The sequence below is a fragment of the Nonlabens xylanidelens genome (genome assembly GCF_002934445.1).
In the GTDB taxonomy this organism is placed as follows: domain Bacteria; phylum Bacteroidota; class Bacteroidia; order Flavobacteriales; family Flavobacteriaceae; genus Nonlabens; species Nonlabens xylanidelens.
In genome coordinates, this window is sequence record NZ_PTJE01000001.1 from 1,077,358 (window position 1) to 1,094,584 (window position 17,227).

Genomic DNA, 17,227 nt, shown 5'->3' on the forward strand with positions numbered 1-17,227 from the left:
GGTTAAAGTAAGGCAAGAATATCACATGGTTCGGCTAATTTACTTAATTTTAACCACCTTAAAAATCTTATGGAAAATAAAAAGAAACCACTCATCCTTGTTACTAATGATGATGGTATTACCGCAAAGGGAATCAGGACGTTAATAAGTATTGCTAGAGAACTAGGCGATGTAGTAGTGGTTGCACCAGATAGTCCACAAAGTGCTATGGGACACGCAATAACTATAAACGACACACTTTATGTAAAAGAATTCCTACAGCATGACTATGATCATAAAGAATATACAACTAGTGGTACACCAGTAGATTGTGTAAAAATGGCTAGCCATGAGATTTTAGATCGCAAACCAGATTTATGTATTAGCGGTATTAACCATGGTAGCAATAGTGCTATTAACGTGATTTATAGTGGTACCATGAGTGCTGCTATGGAGGCAGGTATAGAAGGTATTCCGGCCATAGGGTTTTCTCTATGTGATTATGATCATGATGCAGACTTCTCTCAATCTAGAGATTATGTAAAACAAATTATTGAGCAAGTACTAGAAAAAGGAATGGCTAGAGGTGTTATCTTTAATGTAAACATACCTAAGGCTACAAAGGAAGAAATCAAAGGAGTCAAGATATGCCGTCAGGCAAATGCTTACTGGGTAGAAGAGTTTGATAAACGTACAAATCCTTATGGTAAAGATTATTACTGGCTTACAGGTAAATTTGTAAATGACGACAAAGGAGAAGATACAGACGAGTGGGCACTAGATAATAATTACATTTCTATAGTCCCTACACAATATGATCTTACCGCACATCATTATATAGGAGAACTTAATACATGGGATTTTGGCAAGTAGAATATTAAAAGGGTTTATTATGGGTCTTATAGCAAACGCTATAGGCACCTACTTATATATTATTCTCATAACACCTTATGAGTTTGAAGAAGCTCTAGTAGATGGTTATAGAGAAGGTTTTTTAGGTAAATTAATTGTACTAGGTGCGATTTTTAATTTAGTTTTATTCTTCTTTTTCTTGACTGGAAAAATAGGAAAGTTTAAAAAGCCAATTCAGGAATATGAGGCGCGTGGTGTTGTAATGGCTACTATGTTAGCAGGTATTGCAGGTTTAATGTTTAATTTTATTCTATGAAATACTATTTAATAGCAGGCGAGGCAAGTGGAGATCTTCATGGATCTTTACTTATGCAAGAGCTTAAGAAGAAAGATCCAGAGGCTCAATTTCAATTTTGGGGTGGAGATTTGATGGAGGCTCAAGGCGGTAAACTTGTTAAGCATTATAAAGAGCTCGCTTTTATGGGTTTTGTAGAGGTGTTGAGTAATCTCAAGACTATACTTAAAAACATAGGTATCTGTAAAAGAGATATTGAAGAGTTTAAGCCCGATGTTATTATCTATATAGATTATCCTGGATTTAATTTCAGGATTATGAAATGGGCAAAACTTAAAGGTTACCGCAATCACTATTATATATCTCCACAAATATGGGCATGGAAAGAAGGTCGCATCACTGCGATAAAAAATGATGTAGATGAGATGTACGTGATTCTGCCTTTTGAAAAAGATTTCTATGAGCAGAAACATCAGTTTCCAGTTCACTTTGTAGGTCATCCTTTAATAGATGCCATTTCTCAAAGAGAGCCTGTAGATCATATTAAATTTCTTGCCACTTATAATCTAGATGACAGGCCGCTTATCGCGTTATTGCCAGGTAGTCGCAAGCAAGAGATTAAAAAAATGCTTAGTGTTATGTTAGAGATGGTAGATCAGTATCCAGATTACCAATTCATCATTGCTGGTGCACCTGGTCAGGACGAGTCTTTTTATAGTACCTATTTAAAAAACTATCCAGTAACCCTAGTCATGAATCGTACTTATGATTTAATGAGTTTGTGTCATGCAGCGTTAGTAACCTCTGGTACCGCAACTTTAGAAACAGCTCTTTTTAAAGTGCCACAAGTGGTTTGTTATAAGGGTAGTTCCATCAGTTACCAGATTGCAAAAAGAATCGTGAAACTAGATTACATTTCTCTAGTTAACCTAATTATGGATGAGCCAGTGGTGACAGAGCTTATTCAGGGAGAATTTAATAAAAGAAAACTTAAGCAAGAACTGGACGCTATTTTAGACCCTACGCAACGCAATCGCATTTTTGCTGATTACTATGAGTTAGAAAAAAAATTAGGTGGTATAGGTGCGAGTGAGAACACAGCTAGTTTGATCTATAAAGATATTAAGAAGTAATATGAATGTAAGTATTCCGCTTTCGCGAAAGCAAGACCTAAATAAAAATCGTTCTATTCACATAGTTTCATTTTCATTATTAACTCTTTTGTTTTTAGGTTTAACCTCATGTGGTAGCTCTAAACCTAAAGTGGTTACTACAAAAAGAGAAGCCGCTAGAACATCAATTAAAAAGGAAAAACCTGCTACTGCGAGACCGGCGCGTACGATGATTGTTAAGACACCTGAAAAGGAATTTTCTTTTACAGAAGAGCCAGATCAAAAACCTTATGAAGAGAGCACATCATTTATTGATGAGGTAATTGATAATGCGATGGATTATAAAGGTGTGAAGTACCGTTATGGTGGTACAACTAGAAAAGGAATGGACTGCAGTGGTCTTATATGTACCGCATTTAAAGAGGCAGGTAAAACGGTGCCACGTACCAGCCGCTCTATGTATGCTACTGCCCAAGAAATGGACCTCGATGAGGTGAGAAAAGGAGATTTTTTATTCTTTGCAACTGGCAGAAATAAACGTCAGGTAAATCATGTAGCCTTAATAACAAGGGTGACGCCTGGAGAAATTGAGTTTATACATTCTACAACATCTCGTGGCGTTATGACCTCTACACTTAATGAAGCATACTGGCTAAATGCCTTTCTTAGAGCAGGTAGGATAGAATAAAAATAGTTTAACTATATTTAGTCATGCGCTGGCTAGACTATCCTTTTTACAGAATTTTATTGTTTCTCATTGCTGGAATCTTATTTGCTAGATTCATAGAAATAGATCCTACGCTTTTTATTTATGCCATTTGTGGTGCTGTATTTTGTGCCATTACAGTATTGGTGATAGGTAAGTTTTCTTTTGGTTTCAAGGTTGTTTTTGCTCTTTCCGTTTATAGTTTTTTCTTTTTTATAGGTGGAGCACATTTATATTTTCAAAATGAAATAAGTACAAATCATTTTATACAAAAGCAAACGCAAGGTCAGGATCATGTCCTACAATTAAAGCTATCTCAACGTCTAACACCCAATAAATTTAACGACCGATTTTATGCTCAGGTCATTGCACTAGATCAAGAAGCAGTTTCAGGTAATACTCTTGTATTATTTAAAAGATCAGATAGTCTGGGGTACAAAGTAGGTGATCGACTCACCGTTTATGACGATGTGAATTTACCTGCATTTGCTCGTAACCCTGGCGACTTTGATTACAGGAATTATTTAAAATCTATAGACGTTTATGGTCAGGTGTACGTGGATAAACCTCGAATTTTAAGTTATACTAGTGGAGAAGGAGATTTAAGTTTCTTATTACGATTACGTAAAACTATTTTAACCGAATTAGCTGAGTCTGGTCTGAGAGATAGACCTAAAGCTATGATAGAGGCATTAGTTTTAGGACAGCGACAAAACGTAGACCCAGAGGTGACTAAAAGTTTTAGAGATGCAGGCGTTATCCATATACTAGCATTGAGTGGCCTACACGTGGGTATCATATTATTGATTTTAAGATTTCTGACTAGACGACTTTTAAGATTAAAGTATGGCCGCTGGATACAGAGTACTGTTCTAATTTTACTATTATGGGCATTTGCATTACTTACAGGTATGTCTCCATCTATTATGCGAGCTGTAACTATGTTTTCTTTTGTAGCTGTCGGTATGAATCTTAAACGTAATGGATCAGTTTATCACAGTCTTACATTATGTGCATTTGTGCTTTTGTTGTATGATCCTAGATTGTTGTTTCAGGTAGGTTTTCAGTTAAGCTATATGGCGGTCTTTTCTATAGTGTTAATTCAGCCAGTCATTGCAGGGTTATGGACATGGCGCAATAAGGTCAAGGATTTCTTATGGAATATCTTTACAGTTACTCTAGCTGCTCAAATAGGTGTTGCAGGAATAAGTTTGTTTTATTTCCATCAGTTTCCAGGTCTGTTTATTCTAGGTAATATGATGTTGCTGCCATTACTACCATTTATCATCGGTGCGTCCTTATTACTTATACTTTTATTATTAATAGATTTCCCTACTGGATGGCTTACTGCCTCTTTAAATACAGTTTTAGAATTTATAATAGAAACCGTAGCTAGAATAAGTTCTTGGGATGCATTCATCATTAAAGAGGTGCATGTTTCTTTATGGGAAACGGTTTTGTCTTATGTAGCATTATTTAGTGCGATTCTATTTCTACTGCCTTATTTTAAAAGAAGTAAAAGAGAGCGTTTCTATCTCAAAAAACCTAATTGGATGTTACACCTATGTATGGCTTCCTTAATACTGTTATTTGGTTTAAAAGGCTATAAATCTTACTCCTCTGGAGCGAATCAATTCCTGGTGTTACATCAAGCAACAGGAAGCGCTGTAAGTATTAGTAATAAGAATAACGCTGTGCTCTATACAGATTTACATGTAATGGACTCTATACGGGCTGTGAATAGTCTAGAGAGATTAAAAGCGATCGAGAATAATCGTGGTAAAACATTAGTGCTAGATTCTCTTAAAAATTTGATGAGCTATAAAGGTGCTCAGCTCATAGTTGTAGATGAAAACAGCTTGTATAATACCAACATTAAGAATGCGACTATACTGCTCTCGCACTCTCCTAAAATTAATCTAGAAAGACTTATTCTAGATTTAAGTCCAAAACTTATTATAGCAGACGGCTCTAACTACCGTAATGTAGTAGATGCTTGGAAAGTCACCTGTGATAAGAACAAGGTAGAATTGCTCAATACTTATGAAGTAGGAGCGGTAGAGATTAATTAATCTTGTAGTTTATACTTAAAGTCACGCTGGTAATCACTCCATTTTTTACCTGTATTGATAGATCTGTATGTCTCGTCAGACAGCATAGTGATGTAAATCTCTAGCTTTTTTGAATCTAATTTACCTGGTACTGGGTTAATAATCGTCCCTTTCTCGTCAAAGAAAACTAAGGTAGGATATTCAAATATTCTTATAAACTCTGCAAATTGATGTTGTGCTCTATCATTACGTTTCTTAAAGGGATTTGCATAAGTAGCTCCTTTGTAATTGATTACTTCTGTTCCTTCAGCATTAAATTTCACAGGGTAATAATTCTCATTGATGTAGGTGGCTATGTCCGCTTTCGCGAAAGCGTACTTATCCATCCATTTACAATTAGGACACCAGTCTGTGTAGGACTTCATTAAAATCTTGCGAGGTTCTTTTTGCTGAGCTTCTAATGCCTCGTTCATGGTCATCCAGTTTACTTGAGAAAAACCAAGTGCCGAAAACAATAGAAATACGATAGGGAATAATTTCATAAGGTAAAGTTACAAAATCTATCAACGCAAAAAACGCACCGTTATGGTGCGTTTTGTGTTAAAAATATGTTGGAACAAATTTATTATCTGATTCCGTGCATTTTTTTGATCAAAATAGGTTTGATCAATAACATGACTATTCCAGCACCTATAGGTAATAACGTAAAAATCATGAAGAAAGTTGATAGTCCATATTGCTCAGAAATAGAGTCAATGAAACTACCTGAAAGCCCTGCAAGAGTGTTAGCAATAAAGTTTGCAACAAACCATATACCGAACATTAAACTCATCAATTTAACTGGTGCTAGTTTACTTACATAAGATAGTCCTACTGGAGAGACGCATAGTTCTCCTAGTGTATGGAATAAGTAAGCTAGAATAAGCCATAAAATACTTACTGATGCTGTTTTTGCACCTTGTGGTATGTCCATAGAACCATAAGCAAGAGCTCCAAAACCTATTCCTAGAAGTATCAAACCGATGGCAAATTTTACTGGTCCAGAAGGATTCATTTTAGATTCCCATATTCTCGAGAATACTGGTGCAAATGCAATAATGAAGAAAGAGTTGAGGATACCAAACCATGATGCTCCTATTTCTACTTCGTTCTCATTAATTTTAGTTAATGTTCCTTTAGTAGCGCTTTCGTCAGAAAAACCAACTCCTTGAGCTAGAAGAAGGTTGTAAGGATTACCTACTTTCATAAGTTTGTTCTCTTTCTTTTCTTCGTCACTAAGTTCATTGTACTCTCCTTCTTTTAAGTAAGTATCACCTAAGAAAATATCTGTAGATTGTTTTACTCCTTTTGCATCTGTGTATTCTACTATAGCATACTCAGCATCTTTCCAGAATAATCCTTTTTTAGAACGTGCTTCAAATTTAGTTATAACACCTTTTCTTATCATACCTATAGAATCATTCTTAGCATTTACTATGTAGTTACCGTTTTGAATATTTGATTCGTTTTTCTTGTCGTCAGCAAAGTAAAGATCTAGTCCGCTACCTACACTAATTCCTGTTTGAGAACCTATTTCAAAATCTTGAGTGGTAAGAATTTTAGTAACTCTAGAATTTCCGTTATCATCTACATAAGAAACTTGGTAAGATTTAGTGTCAAAATCGTTCTTTATAACAAAAATAGCAATCGCCCATATGGTTATAAAACTAGCGATAAGCATGATGCTAGAAAGAGGATAGTCTTTCATAATTTGTTTACACAACATAGCCAGTACCCATGTAACGATAATCAAAGGCACAATTACTAGAATTGTGTTTATGATAGTAAACGCACTTGCAGCACCACCGGTTAATACACGGTCTGTATAATCACCTGCAAAAATGGTCATGGATCCACCAGCTTGTTCAAATGCCATCCAGAAGAAAATTGTAAAAAAGGCAAGTACACCTATTACTATAATTCTATCACGTGATACTTTGTTTTTCTTAGCTTCTTCTACTACGTCTTCTATCGCATCTTCAGTTTCTTCTAATGAGTCTTCTACAGCGTCATCAAAATCTTGAGTTCCTTGTGGTGATAATCCTATTCTACCAAATATCTTTTGTACAAAATAGAATTGTAACATTCCTAAGAACATAAATATTCCTGCAAGACCAAAACCGTAATTCCATCCAAATTTCTCTCCTAAGTAACCACATAAAAGAATACCTAAGAATGCACCTGCGTTAATACCCATATAAAATATAGTATAACCTGCATCTTTTTCTTTTCCTTGAGATTTGTATAGATTACCTACTATAGAAGAGATATTCGGCTTAAATAAACCGTTACCTAAAATCAATAGAGCAAGACCTAAATAGGTAAAGCTTACCGTTTCTATAGCCATTGCTGCATGCCCTAAAGTCATGATTAAAGCACCTATAACTACGGCTTTTCTAAAACCGAAAAACTTGTCAGCTAAAAACCCACCTATAATCGGTGTCAAATAAACTAGTCCTGTATAAAAACCATACAGTGTTAAAGCATCTGCTCTTTCCCATCCCCAACCTTCATTTAATAAGGATGCGGTAAGAAAAAGAACTAATAAAGCTCTCATCCCGTAATAGGAGAAACGTTCCCACATTTCTGTGAAAAACAGAACAAATAGACCAGCTGGGTGATCTAGAATGGTCTTTTGATTTGCGGCAGAACCGTTGAATTTAAATTCCATATGTATAGTTTATGTTTATAGTTGAGTTGATTGTTATTATAAATTCTCTTTGATAAAATTAGTCATCTTGTTGTACAAGTGTATTCTAGTGTTACCACCGTAAATACCGTGGTTTTTATCTGGATAAATAGCCCAGTCAAATTGCTTGTCAGCCTGCACAAGTGCTTCTACCATTCTCATGGTGTTTTGAACATGCACATTATCGTCTGCAGTACCGTGTACTAAAAGATATTTCCCTTTTAACTTATCTACATGGTTTATAGGACTGTTATCATCATAACCACTTGCGTTTTCTTGTGGTGTAGTCATGTAACGTTCTGTATAGATAGAATCGTAAAACCTCCAGTTAGTCACTGGTGCAACTGCAATCGCCATACTAAAAGTGTCATTACCTTTTAATAAACAGTTAGAACTCATAAAGCCACCATAAGACCATCCCCATATTCCTACGCGGCTGGCATCTACATAATCCATAGAACCTAGTTGTTTTGCAGCAGCGATTTGATCTTCTACTTCATATTTACCTAATTCTTTTTGAGTAACTTTTTTAAAGTCTGCTCCTTTAAAACCTGTACCACGTGGGTCTACACAAACAACGATGTAACCCTCGTTTGCAAGCATACTGTACCAGAAGTCATTTGCTCCATACCAGCTATTTGCTACAGATTGTGATCCAGGACCACTGTATTGAGTCATGAATAATGGATACGTCTTGTTAGGGTCAAAGTCTTTAGGCTTCATAGTCCACATATTCAAGTCGTTTCCATTAATATTAATGGTAGAGAACTCCTTTTGTGCTACCTGGTAATTACTAAGCTTTGTAGTAAGATCATTATTGTTTTTAATTTCACGCACCTTTTTACCATCCTTTGCATTGTTCAAAGTATACACCGGTGGAGTAGTAGCGCTAGAAAAAGTATTGATAAAGTAAGTAAAGTTTTTACTAAAAGAAGCACTGTTAGTTCCTATTTGAGCAGATAGTTTTTTCTTTTTCTTACCTTTTAAAGAGATAGAGTAAATACCTCTATTTATAGAACCATCTTCAGTACTTTGAAAATAGATGCGTTTTGATTTTGCATCATAACCGTAGTAAGAGGTAACATCCCAGTTACCTTTAGTTAGTTGTTTTTTCTCCGTACCATTTGCATCATAAAGATAGATGTGTCTCCAGTTATCCTTTTCACTAGTCCATAAGAAACTTCCATCTTTTAAGAAAGTAAGGTCGTCAGTTACATCTACGTATGCAGTGTCCTTTTCAGTAAAAGCGATACTCGCTTTACCACTTGCATCTACATAGTAAAAGTCTAGCACATTTTGATGTCTATTTAAAACCTGCGCAGCTAGTTTACCGTTAGGTGAATAGTTTATTCTAGCAATGTAAAATTCTTCATTACGACCTAGTGCAACTTCTTTTCTTGCTCCAGTAGATAGTGTAAACTGGTGTAAAGCAACTACAGCATTTTTTTCTCCAGCCTTAGGGTATTTAAAAACATATGGTTTTTGGTACAATTCGTTACCATAAACATCCATAGAGAATTCTGGAACAGCACTTTCGTCAAAAGATATAAAAGCAATTTGCTCACTATTAGGACTCCACTCATAAGCTTTTACTATAGCAAACTCTTCTTCATAAACCCAGTCAGTAACACCATTAATAAGTTTATTTGTTACACCATCTGTAGTAGCTTGTATAACAGCGCCGCTTTCTAGATTTTTATAGTAAATATTGTTTTCAAAAACATATGCTACCTTTTTACCGTCAGGAGAAAAAGAAGGACTTCTAACTAGATCATCACTTAAAGAGGTCAACTCTTTAGTTTCTAAATTAAGAATATGAACTTTATCATTAGAACTACGTCTGAAAATTTGAGAACTTTCAGAAATAATCATCATTTGTTTCTCATCACTACTTAAAATATAGTCACGTATAGGTAATTGAATATCAGAGCTACTTACTAGAGTTCCAGTTTTTTCACCAGTTGTATAACTGTACTTATCTATAGTTTGAGTACGATCTCTATTATAGTTGAGAACTAAATATTCTGTTCCATTGTTTAAAGACGCTAGAGACTGTAGCCCTTGTGTGCGAAATTCACCTCTGTAAATATCTTCTACACTAATGTTTTTCTGTGCGGTAATGCTTTGACTTACAAATATAAAAGCCAATAAAAGCATGCAGTTTTTGATCATTCCTTAGTTTTAATTACGTGTGACCTCAATTTTACAAAAAATACACCAATAAAGCTACGGTTTGGGCAATTATCCTATATAAGGGAATTATGCATAACGATTGTATCTTTGCCATTCAATTATATTTTATGCAACCTGTTACCGGATTCTCAAAACTCTCAAAATCACAAAAAATAGATTGGCTTGTTACTAATCATTTAAATGATAATGCTACGGCTAGAGAAACGCTAACCCAATACTGGAATGAAGATCAGAAATTACAAGATCTACACGACGGTTTCAGTGAGAATACGGTGACTAACTATTACTTCCCATTTGGGCTGGCTCCTAACTTTAAGATTGATGGCCAGCTGGTCACTATTCCTATGGCGATAGAGGAGAGTAGTGTGGTGGCTGCGGCTAGTAAAGCCGCTAAATTTTGGATGGATCGTGGTGGTTTTAAAACCGTGATAAAAGGAACTAAAAAGGTAGGGCAGGTACATTTGATGTATCATGGTTTGAGCAGTGAGATGGATGCTTTTTATGCTTTCGCGAAAGCGGAATTACTACAATCTCTAGAACAAATAAACGCCTCGATGAAAAAACGTGGTGGCGGTATAGTCTCTCTAGATTTAATCGATAAGACCAAAAACCTAAAAGGTTATTACCAATTGCACGCAACCTTTGAAACCAAAGATGCAATGGGAGCCAATTTTATAAACACCACGCTAGAGCAACTAGCAACTACTTTTAGATTAAAAGCATCTCAATTTGATGGATTCTCTAGCGATGTACCAGAGGTTATCATGAGTATATTGAGTAACTATGTGCCAGAATGTGTGGTGAATGTTTCTGTGTCTTGTAAAATAGATGAGATAGGGACTATCAATGGAGTAACGGGAAAAGAATTTGCTAGAAAATTTGTACAAGCGGTAGATATCGCAACGGTAGAACCTTATCGTGCTGTCACGCATAATAAAGGAATCATGAACGGTATAGATGCTGTGGTTATTGCTACAGGAAATGATTTTAGAGCGGTAGAGGCTGGTGTGCATGCTTATGCAGCGAGAGATGGTCAGTACCGCAGTCTTACTAAAGCTAGAGTTGAGAACGATACCTTTATTTTTGAGGCAGATTTCCCTCTAGCGCTAGGAACTGTAGGTGGACTCACTTCTTTACATCCACTCTCTAAACTTGCGTTGCAGATATTAGAAAACCCAAGTGCAGAGCATTTAATGAAAGTAACTGCTGTGGCAGGATTGGCTCAAAACTTTGCAGCTCTTCATTCTCTTGTTACTACCGGTATACAGGCAGGACACATGAAAATGCATCTGGTTAATATGCTAGAACAAATAGGAGCAACAGATGTAGAAAAGGATTTGTTGCGCAAAGAATATGCTGATAAAACCCCTAGTTTTTCTGCGTTAAGAGAAAGTCTGTTAGTATTAAGAAGTTAGATAAGTTTTCTATCTATAGCCTGATAGTATTAAATCCAGTCTAGTTTTTCTTTAGTTATTTCATGTTGTACGTCGCCAGTATGTTTTATAACTGCTGGTTCAAATAACATGATGTGTACTTCTTCATGTGCAATAGGTTTGTGCTCTACTCCGCGAGGTACAATATACAGGTCGCCTTCATTAAGGGTTATGGTGTTGTCTCTTAGTTCTATAATCAACTGACCTTTGATAACATAGAATAACTCGTCTTCATTAATATGGTCATGCCAGACAAACTCACCTTGCAGTTTTGCTAGCTTTACGTGCTGTCCATTTAACTCACCTATTATTTTAGGAGTCCACTGATCATTAAATAAACTCAGTTTTTCTTTTAGATTAATGGCGCTCATAATTTTTCTTTTATTGTATCTGGGTGAATGTAATAAATGTCGTCTGTATATGGAATTTTAGTTTTTATATTCTCTAGTATTTGATCATAAATAACTAGCTCTGGATGTAGCGCGATACCTCGTTCTTCCATAGAATAACGCTGTAAACTGATTAACATCTTTTCATGATCAGGTATGCGATCATAATTGGCAAATTGCTCTACTTTTTTATTGATAACGAGGTAACCACTTTTTGATGTGCCAGAATATAGCTTCATACTTAGATTTTCTGGAACCCATGTAATTTGTGAAAGTCCGGGCAGTAACCAGAAGAATATACCTAGTAGGGATACAATCGATTTTGCAGATCCTATTCTGAAGGTCGAAAAAGCGCTTTTTCTAAACAAATATATCAGTACCATCACCATCATGATATTCCATGGAAGAACGATAATATTCCAGTCCAGCTTCCACGGGCCTAATTTCCAAATAACGATGGTATGCATAATTATAATTACGATGCAGGCAAATTTGCGCGTAAACGGAATCAACAATAATAAACCACTTAGTATTTCTACCATGGAAAACGTATATCCTATAGTCTCTGTGTAATGGATAGGTAAGGAATGAAACCATAATCTAGGTGCTATATGGGTAACAAAACCTGGGTTTAACTTATGCAAACCACTAAAAATATAAATTCCTGAAGCTATAATTAGCAATGCAGTATATAGAATACTAGAGTCGTATTTAAGTAAAATGAGCGATGTGAATATCCCTAAATAAACAATCATGTATGGTGTTAGTCTATGAAGGTCTAACAAAATAAGTGCTACATATAACACCACGGCTATAAAAAGCAGCCATTTTGCAATTCTAACATTGATAAATAGACTAACCACCGGAAGTAAAAACACAGACGCGGCAATTAGGGATGTAAAAACATCAGTTATTTTGATGCCTAATAAAGAAACCGTTAAGAACTGATGAGATTTAAAAAAACCATTAAAGCCCAAGAATGCTGTTGCTAGCCAGCAAATTATTAATGTGGCGTTAAGGACATAACGATTTGAAAAATGTAAATTCAACAGTTTTAATTTAAATTCAAGATATAAAAAAAACGAGGAATATGAATTCCTCGTTTTATGATATTACTGTTATGTTTTTATTAGTTATCGTAAGAGTGTTTGTATTCCTGTCCAGTAACTATTTTTAACATGTCTTTTTCTAGCGACTCTCTAGGTCTTTCTACATAACGGCCTATTTCTTTTCCGTCTCTATAGAAAATAAAAGTAGGGACACGTTTTACATCATATCCAGAGACTAGGTCTGTAGGTTTTGATTTTGATCTGTCTACGGCAATCATAGTTACCTTATCAAGATCATAATAAGCAGCCTCTAGTATATGATAGAACTGAGGTACTTCTCTTTTAGAGTCTCCACACCAGGTTCCCATATAAGCTCTTATCTCTATATCTACTAGAGCAACCTTAAGACCATCTATGCTTTCTTGATCTGGTTGATATGCTGCTAGACGACTGTTGAACCACTTGTCAAAAGGAGCTTGCATAAACGCATCTTTTTGAACCTCTCCAGATAAATTTCCAGACGCATCCTTGAGATAAGAAGTTGTAGCATCCATAGTAGGCAGTTCCTTAGTCACTTCGTCTACTTTATTTTCCATAGATGTTTTAGTAGTAGAAGCTGTAGTAGCCGTTTTTTGAGTTCCACAGGCAGTAAGTGTTACCGCAGCAAGTAGTATAAGTATCTTTTTCATATTACTAAATTAAGGAATTCTGAGTCATTTCTACCGGTTGTTGTGTTCCTATTAACTTTAAGATGGTAGGTGCGATGTCACCTAGTATTCCATCTTTCACCTCTTTAATATCTTTATCTACTATAATAATCGGGACAGGATTTGTCGTGTGAGCCGTATTTACAGATCCGTCAGGATTAAGCATTACCTCACAGTTACCATGGTCTGCAATAACTATTACAGTGTAATTATTTTCAATAGCCGCAGTAATGACTTTATTTGCTGCATCGTCCACAGCTTCACATGCTTTTACCGCTGCCTCCATAGAACCAGTGTGTCCTACCATATCCGGATTAGCAAAATTAAGGCATATAAAATCTGCTGCTTGATTGTTGATTTCTGGAATAATACTGCTAGAAACACAGTCTATAGACATTTCTGGTTGCAGGTCGTATGTAGCTACTTTAGGAGAATTACACATCAATCTGCTTTCTCCATGAAAAGGTTCTTCCTGACCACCGTTAAAGAAAAATGTAACATGTGGATATTTTTCAGTTTCGGCAATACGTATTTGGGTTTTACCATCCTCAGATAATACCTGGCCTAAAGTGTTTTTAAGATTATCCTTCTCAAAGATGATTTTTACATTCTTGTAACTGTCATCATACTTTGTCATAGTCACATAGTAAAGATCTAGCGCATGCGTGTTTTGCTCATGGAAATCTTTTTGAGAGAGCATTTGTGTTAATTCGCGACCGCGATCAGTTCTATAATTAAAGAAAATAACCACATCGCCATCTTCTACTAGTCCAGCAGGTTCTGTACCATTAAGAACTACTATAGGTTCTATAAACTCGTCAGTAATATCATTTTTATAATTTTCTTCTATAGCAGCAACAGGATCGTGAGTAGGTGTTCCCATTCCATGAACAATCACGTCATAAGTTTTTTTAACTCGATCCCATCTCTGGTCTCTATCCATAGCAAAATAACGTCCTGTGATGGTTGCTAGTTGTGCGTTTGTACCGCTTACATAATTAGTAATGTCTTTTACATAACCAGCACCTGCTTTAGGATCTACATCGCGACCGTCAGTAAATGCATGTATAAAAACATCTTCTACGTCCATGTCTTGCGCTACATCAAGTAATGCCTTTAAATGATCTATATGTGCATGAACACCACCGTCAGATAATAAACCTAAGAAATGTACTTTTTTAGAATTCGCTTTCGCGAAAGCGAGAGCATCCACCAACACCTTCTCATCTTTAAGAGTGTCGTCTTTGATCGCTTTATTGATTTTGGCTAGATCTTGATACACAATACGTCCAGCACCTAGATTCATGTGTCCTACCTCGCTGTTTCCCATTTGCCCTTCTGGTAGGCCTACATGTTCACCATCAGTACGCAATGTAGCGTGCGGATATTTATAATATAAACTATCTATAAAAGGAGTATTAGCTTGTGCTATCGCACTTACTTTAGGGTCTTGTGTGATTCCCCAACCGTCGAGAATCATCAATATCGTTTTCTTATTCAATGTGTCAAAATTTGAACACCTAAGTTAAGAAAATCGCAGGATACTAGATGGTATTTTGATGATTGTTTGCTTGTATTTCTACGAAAGCGATTGCGGTATTTTAAGAATTATATATCTAATCTCATTATAAGTCATTTCACTTATTTTAATGACACTACTTAATTAAGGAATTAATATGTAGTATTGAATTAGAAGTGAGTATCTGAATTTAAGAGTATTAACTGTATGGTTTTTTAGTGGAAATGGCGGTACTGTTATTACATTTTTTCTTTTAATTACTCTATAACTTCAATTTTATTATGAATCAATTATCAAATCTTTCTCCATCAGTTTTAGTAGTGATGCTAATTTTATCATTTTCAATAATATTGATAACGCTTTTAGCTATAATTCCTGATCATAAGAGGTTAACTGTTACGATAAGTTTCGTTAAAATAATTAAGTTAATTTTCAATAATTAGAAATTCAACTTCATCTATTTACTTATCGCCCTAGCAATCATCCAGCCACCAGTCCAGGCATTTTGAAAATTAAAACCACCTGTGATGGCATCTATGTTTAAGATTTCACCAGCGAGATAAAGGTTTTCTTGTTTCTTAGAAGAGAAAGATTTGAAATTGATTTCTTTTAGGTCAACTCCACCTGCGGTAACAAACTCATCTTTAAAAGTACTTTTTCCATTAATAGAAAAAGAGCTTGCTGTTAAAAGTATGGTTAGATTTTCAAGATCAACGTTAGAACAATCTGCCCAGTTTTTTTCTGTGAGTGATATGCTATTTACTAGATGTTTCCATAATCGTTTAGGAAGATCAAATAACCACTCGTTACCAACTTGTTTTTTAGAGTTTTTTCTTCTTTCAAAAAGTGATTCTATACACTCTTGATGTGATACATAATTTAACCAATTGATAACTAGATCAAATTTATAATCGGTTTCATGCAGTTTTCTTGCACCCCAAGCGCTCATTTTTAAAATGGCAGGTCCAGAAAATCCCCAATGTGTAATTAATAAAGGTCCTTGAGATTCTAAATTTAAACTAGGTATAGTGACACTAGCTTCTATAGCAACACCTGCAAGTTCTGTTATCTGTTTGTCTACTATATTAAAAGTAAAAAGAGAAGGCACGGCATTGACAATTGTGTGGTCTAGTTTACTCATCATTTGCCAGACCTTGGGACTACTTCCAGCTGCTACTACCAGATTATTACTTGTAAAAGTGTCTGTTTTGGTTTTTAATTTCCAGTTTTCTGTTTTCTCTATAGAGGCTACATTCTGACTGGTGAGTATGTCGATTTTATGTTTTCGCGCAAGCGAGATGAAACAATCAATAATAGTTTGTGAAGAGTTAGAAATAGGAAACATACGGCCATCTTCTTCAATTTTTAATTCCACGCCACGCTCTTCAAACCAGGCGATGGTGTCGCCGGTCATAAAGCTATGAAATGGTCCTAGTAATTCCTTCTCGCCACGTGGGTAATTGCGTGATAGTGGTTTAGGTTCAAACTGTGCGTGAGTGACATTACATCTTCCACCTCCAGAAATACGCACTTTTTGAAGTACATCTTTACCACGTTCTAAAATTGCAATTTTATGATTTTGAGATTGCTCTGCTAGATTAATTGCTGTAAAAAATCCAGCTGCGCCGCCGCCTATGATTATGGTGCTGTAGTTATTGTTGCTCAAAAGTAGGAATGAAAGAAGGGTTTGATTTAAAAGCCTCATGTGCTGCTGCAAAGTTAGCAGAATCATTAAACAATTCTAGAACAAAGTCACGTTCTAAAAAAGTGATGTCGTTGTCCATAATTTCGTTATAAGAGGACCATGGATAGCTCATGATATGCTTAACTGTGCCGCTAGCTATAGGAAGGTGATGAGTGTGTAAAATTGTGTTTTTTAATAACTCATTTGATTCAATCAATTTTCTTTTAAAAGAATCTTCAAACAAATCTCCTGATCGGTTATATGCCTTGTTATAAGACTGTGTATACTCAGAATGAAGGTTGTTAAATGCGTCAAGGATTTTTGACTCTGCCTCTTCTTTTGATTTAAGAATGATGTGGAATTGATCTTTAAGTAAACAAAAAGCAAGAATCTCACAAACCGGTGTTAGATGGTATTCCATCTTATTAATAAAGAAAGGGTAATTGCGAGACTCTTTAAAAATGTCAATCATGCCGTTTGCTTGATTGAAAATATGGTAATATCTATCACCTTCAATTTTATCGTACATA

General features: G+C 35.5%; 15 protein-coding genes. 6 read left to right on the forward strand and 9 right to left on the reverse strand.

The window, feature by feature from the left end; translation table 11 throughout:
* Positions 1–69 precede the first annotated feature (69 nt).
* From surE to LY01_RS04840, 5 genes are read left to right on the forward strand one after another with little or no spacing between them, the layout of a single operon-like run.
* A complete protein-coding gene (surE, locus tag LY01_RS04820) occupies positions 70–852 on the forward strand; it encodes a 5'/3'-nucleotidase SurE (protein ID WP_104514649.1) in 783 nt (260 codons plus the stop codon).
* Positions 842–1,147 (forward strand): hypothetical protein, encoded by a 306-nt coding sequence (locus tag LY01_RS04825; protein WP_245890631.1) that lies wholly within the window; start codon positions 842–844, stop codon positions 1,145–1,147. Before surE ends, LY01_RS04825 begins: the two co-directional genes overlap by 11 nt.
* Positions 1,144–2,259: a lipid-A-disaccharide synthase gene (lpxB, locus tag LY01_RS04830; RefSeq protein ID WP_104514651.1), complete on the forward strand. Its 1,116-nt coding sequence runs from the start codon at positions 1,144–1,146 to the stop codon at positions 2,257–2,259. Before LY01_RS04825 ends, lpxB begins: the two co-directional genes overlap by 4 nt.
* A 1-nt stretch (position 2,260) precedes the next feature.
* Positions 2,261–2,926 carry a C40 family peptidase gene (locus tag LY01_RS04835; protein WP_245890632.1) on the forward strand — a complete coding sequence of 222 codons (666 nt, stop codon included), beginning with the start codon at positions 2,261–2,263 and terminating at the stop codon, positions 2,924–2,926.
* A gap of 23 nt (positions 2,927–2,949) precedes the next feature.
* Positions 2,950–5,016 carry a ComEC/Rec2 family competence protein gene (locus tag LY01_RS04840; RefSeq protein WP_104514652.1) on the forward strand — a complete coding sequence of 689 codons (2,067 nt, stop codon included), beginning with the start codon at positions 2,950–2,952 and terminating at the stop codon, positions 5,014–5,016.
* Here the strand turns inward: LY01_RS04840 and LY01_RS04845 are convergent.
* The 3 genes from LY01_RS04845 to LY01_RS04855 form a co-directional block, all read right to left on the reverse strand.
* Positions 5,013–5,537: a thioredoxin family protein gene (locus LY01_RS04845; protein ID WP_104514653.1), complete on the reverse strand. Its 525-nt coding sequence runs from the start codon at positions 5,535–5,537 to the stop codon at positions 5,013–5,015. The two genes, LY01_RS04840 and LY01_RS04845, sit on opposite strands and share 4 nt — an antisense overlap.
* An 83-nt stretch (positions 5,538–5,620) precedes the next feature.
* The gene (locus LY01_RS15255; RefSeq protein ID WP_104514654.1) at positions 5,621–7,705 is read right to left on the reverse strand and encodes a peptide MFS transporter; all 2,085 of its coding nucleotides are present in this window, start codon (positions 7,703–7,705) and stop codon (positions 5,621–5,623) included.
* 36 nt (positions 7,706–7,741) lie between these two features.
* A complete protein-coding gene (locus LY01_RS04855) occupies positions 7,742–9,895 on the reverse strand; it encodes a S9 family peptidase (protein ID WP_104514655.1) in 2,154 nt (717 codons plus the stop codon).
* An 89-nt stretch (positions 9,896–9,984) separates the two neighbouring features.
* Between LY01_RS04855 and LY01_RS04860 the strand changes: the two genes are divergently transcribed.
* Entirely contained in the window at positions 9,985–11,331 is a 1,347-nt protein-coding gene (locus LY01_RS04860) for a hydroxymethylglutaryl-CoA reductase, degradative (RefSeq protein ID WP_245890633.1), read from the forward strand.
* A gap of 29 nt (positions 11,332–11,360) precedes the next feature.
* On the opposite strand, the gene LY01_RS04865 is transcribed toward LY01_RS04860, so the two are convergent.
* From LY01_RS04865 to LY01_RS04890, 6 genes are all read right to left on the reverse strand, one after another.
* Complete coding sequence (locus LY01_RS04865; RefSeq protein WP_104514657.1) at positions 11,361–11,720, reverse strand: cupin domain-containing protein; 360 nt, start codon at positions 11,718–11,720, stop codon at positions 11,361–11,363.
* Positions 11,717–12,787 (reverse strand): MauE/DoxX family redox-associated membrane protein, encoded by a 1,071-nt coding sequence (locus LY01_RS04870; protein ID WP_146080367.1) that lies wholly within the window; start codon positions 12,785–12,787, stop codon positions 11,717–11,719. The genes LY01_RS04865 and LY01_RS04870 overlap by 4 nt, the downstream gene beginning before the upstream one ends.
* A gap of 80 nt (positions 12,788–12,867) precedes the next feature.
* Positions 12,868–13,476 (reverse strand): thioredoxin family protein, encoded by a 609-nt coding sequence (locus tag LY01_RS04875; protein WP_104514659.1) that lies wholly within the window; start codon positions 13,474–13,476, stop codon positions 12,868–12,870.
* Between the two features lie 4 nt (positions 13,477–13,480).
* Positions 13,481–14,995, reverse strand: a complete 1,515-nt coding sequence (gpmI, locus tag LY01_RS04880) for a 2,3-bisphosphoglycerate-independent phosphoglycerate mutase (protein ID WP_104514660.1) — start codon at positions 14,993–14,995, stop codon at positions 13,481–13,483.
* 475 nt (positions 14,996–15,470) lie between these two features.
* Positions 15,471–16,679 (reverse strand): BaiN/RdsA family NAD(P)/FAD-dependent oxidoreductase, encoded by a 1,209-nt coding sequence (locus tag LY01_RS04885; RefSeq protein WP_245890634.1) that lies wholly within the window; start codon positions 16,677–16,679, stop codon positions 15,471–15,473.
* Entirely contained in the window at positions 16,666–17,226 is a 561-nt protein-coding gene (locus LY01_RS04890; protein ID WP_104514662.1) for a transposase, read from the reverse strand. Before LY01_RS04890 ends, LY01_RS04885 begins: the two co-directional genes overlap by 14 nt.
* Between the last annotated feature and the right edge of the window lies 1 nt (position 17,227).

Excerpts from the sequence above, each read along its gene's own strand:
- LY01_RS04875 (WP_104514659.1), bottom strand. The coding sequence starts at position 13,476 with ATGAAAAAGATACTTATACTACTTGCTGCGGTAACACTTACTGCCTGT.
- LY01_RS04845 (WP_104514653.1), bottom strand. The coding sequence starts at position 5,537 with ATGAAATTATTCCCTATCGTATTTCTATTGTTTTCGGCACTTGGTTTT.
- LY01_RS15255 (WP_104514654.1), bottom strand. The coding sequence starts at position 7,705 with ATGGAATTTAAATTCAACGGTTCTGCCGCAAATCAAAAGACCATTCTA.
- surE (WP_104514649.1), top strand. The coding sequence starts at position 70 with ATGGAAAATAAAAAGAAACCACTCATCCTTGTTACTAATGATGATGGT.
- LY01_RS04855 (WP_104514655.1), bottom strand. The coding sequence starts at position 9,895 with ATGATCAAAAACTGCATGCTTTTATTGGCTTTTATATTTGTAAGTCAA.
- lpxB (WP_104514651.1), top strand. The coding sequence starts at position 1,144 with ATGAAATACTATTTAATAGCAGGCGAGGCAAGTGGAGATCTTCATGGA.
- LY01_RS04835 (WP_245890632.1), top strand. The coding sequence starts at position 2,261 with ATGAATGTAAGTATTCCGCTTTCGCGAAAGCAAGACCTAAATAAAAAT.
- LY01_RS04890 (WP_104514662.1), bottom strand. The coding sequence starts at position 17,226 with ATGTACGATAAAATTGAAGGTGATAGATATTACCATATTTTCAATCAA.
- LY01_RS04840 (WP_104514652.1), top strand. The coding sequence starts at position 2,950 with ATGCGCTGGCTAGACTATCCTTTTTACAGAATTTTATTGTTTCTCATT.
- LY01_RS04865 (WP_104514657.1), bottom strand. The coding sequence starts at position 11,720 with ATGAGCGCCATTAATCTAAAAGAAAAACTGAGTTTATTTAATGATCAG.
- LY01_RS04860 (WP_245890633.1), top strand. The coding sequence starts at position 9,985 with ATGCATAACGATTGTATCTTTGCCATTCAATTATATTTTATGCAACCT.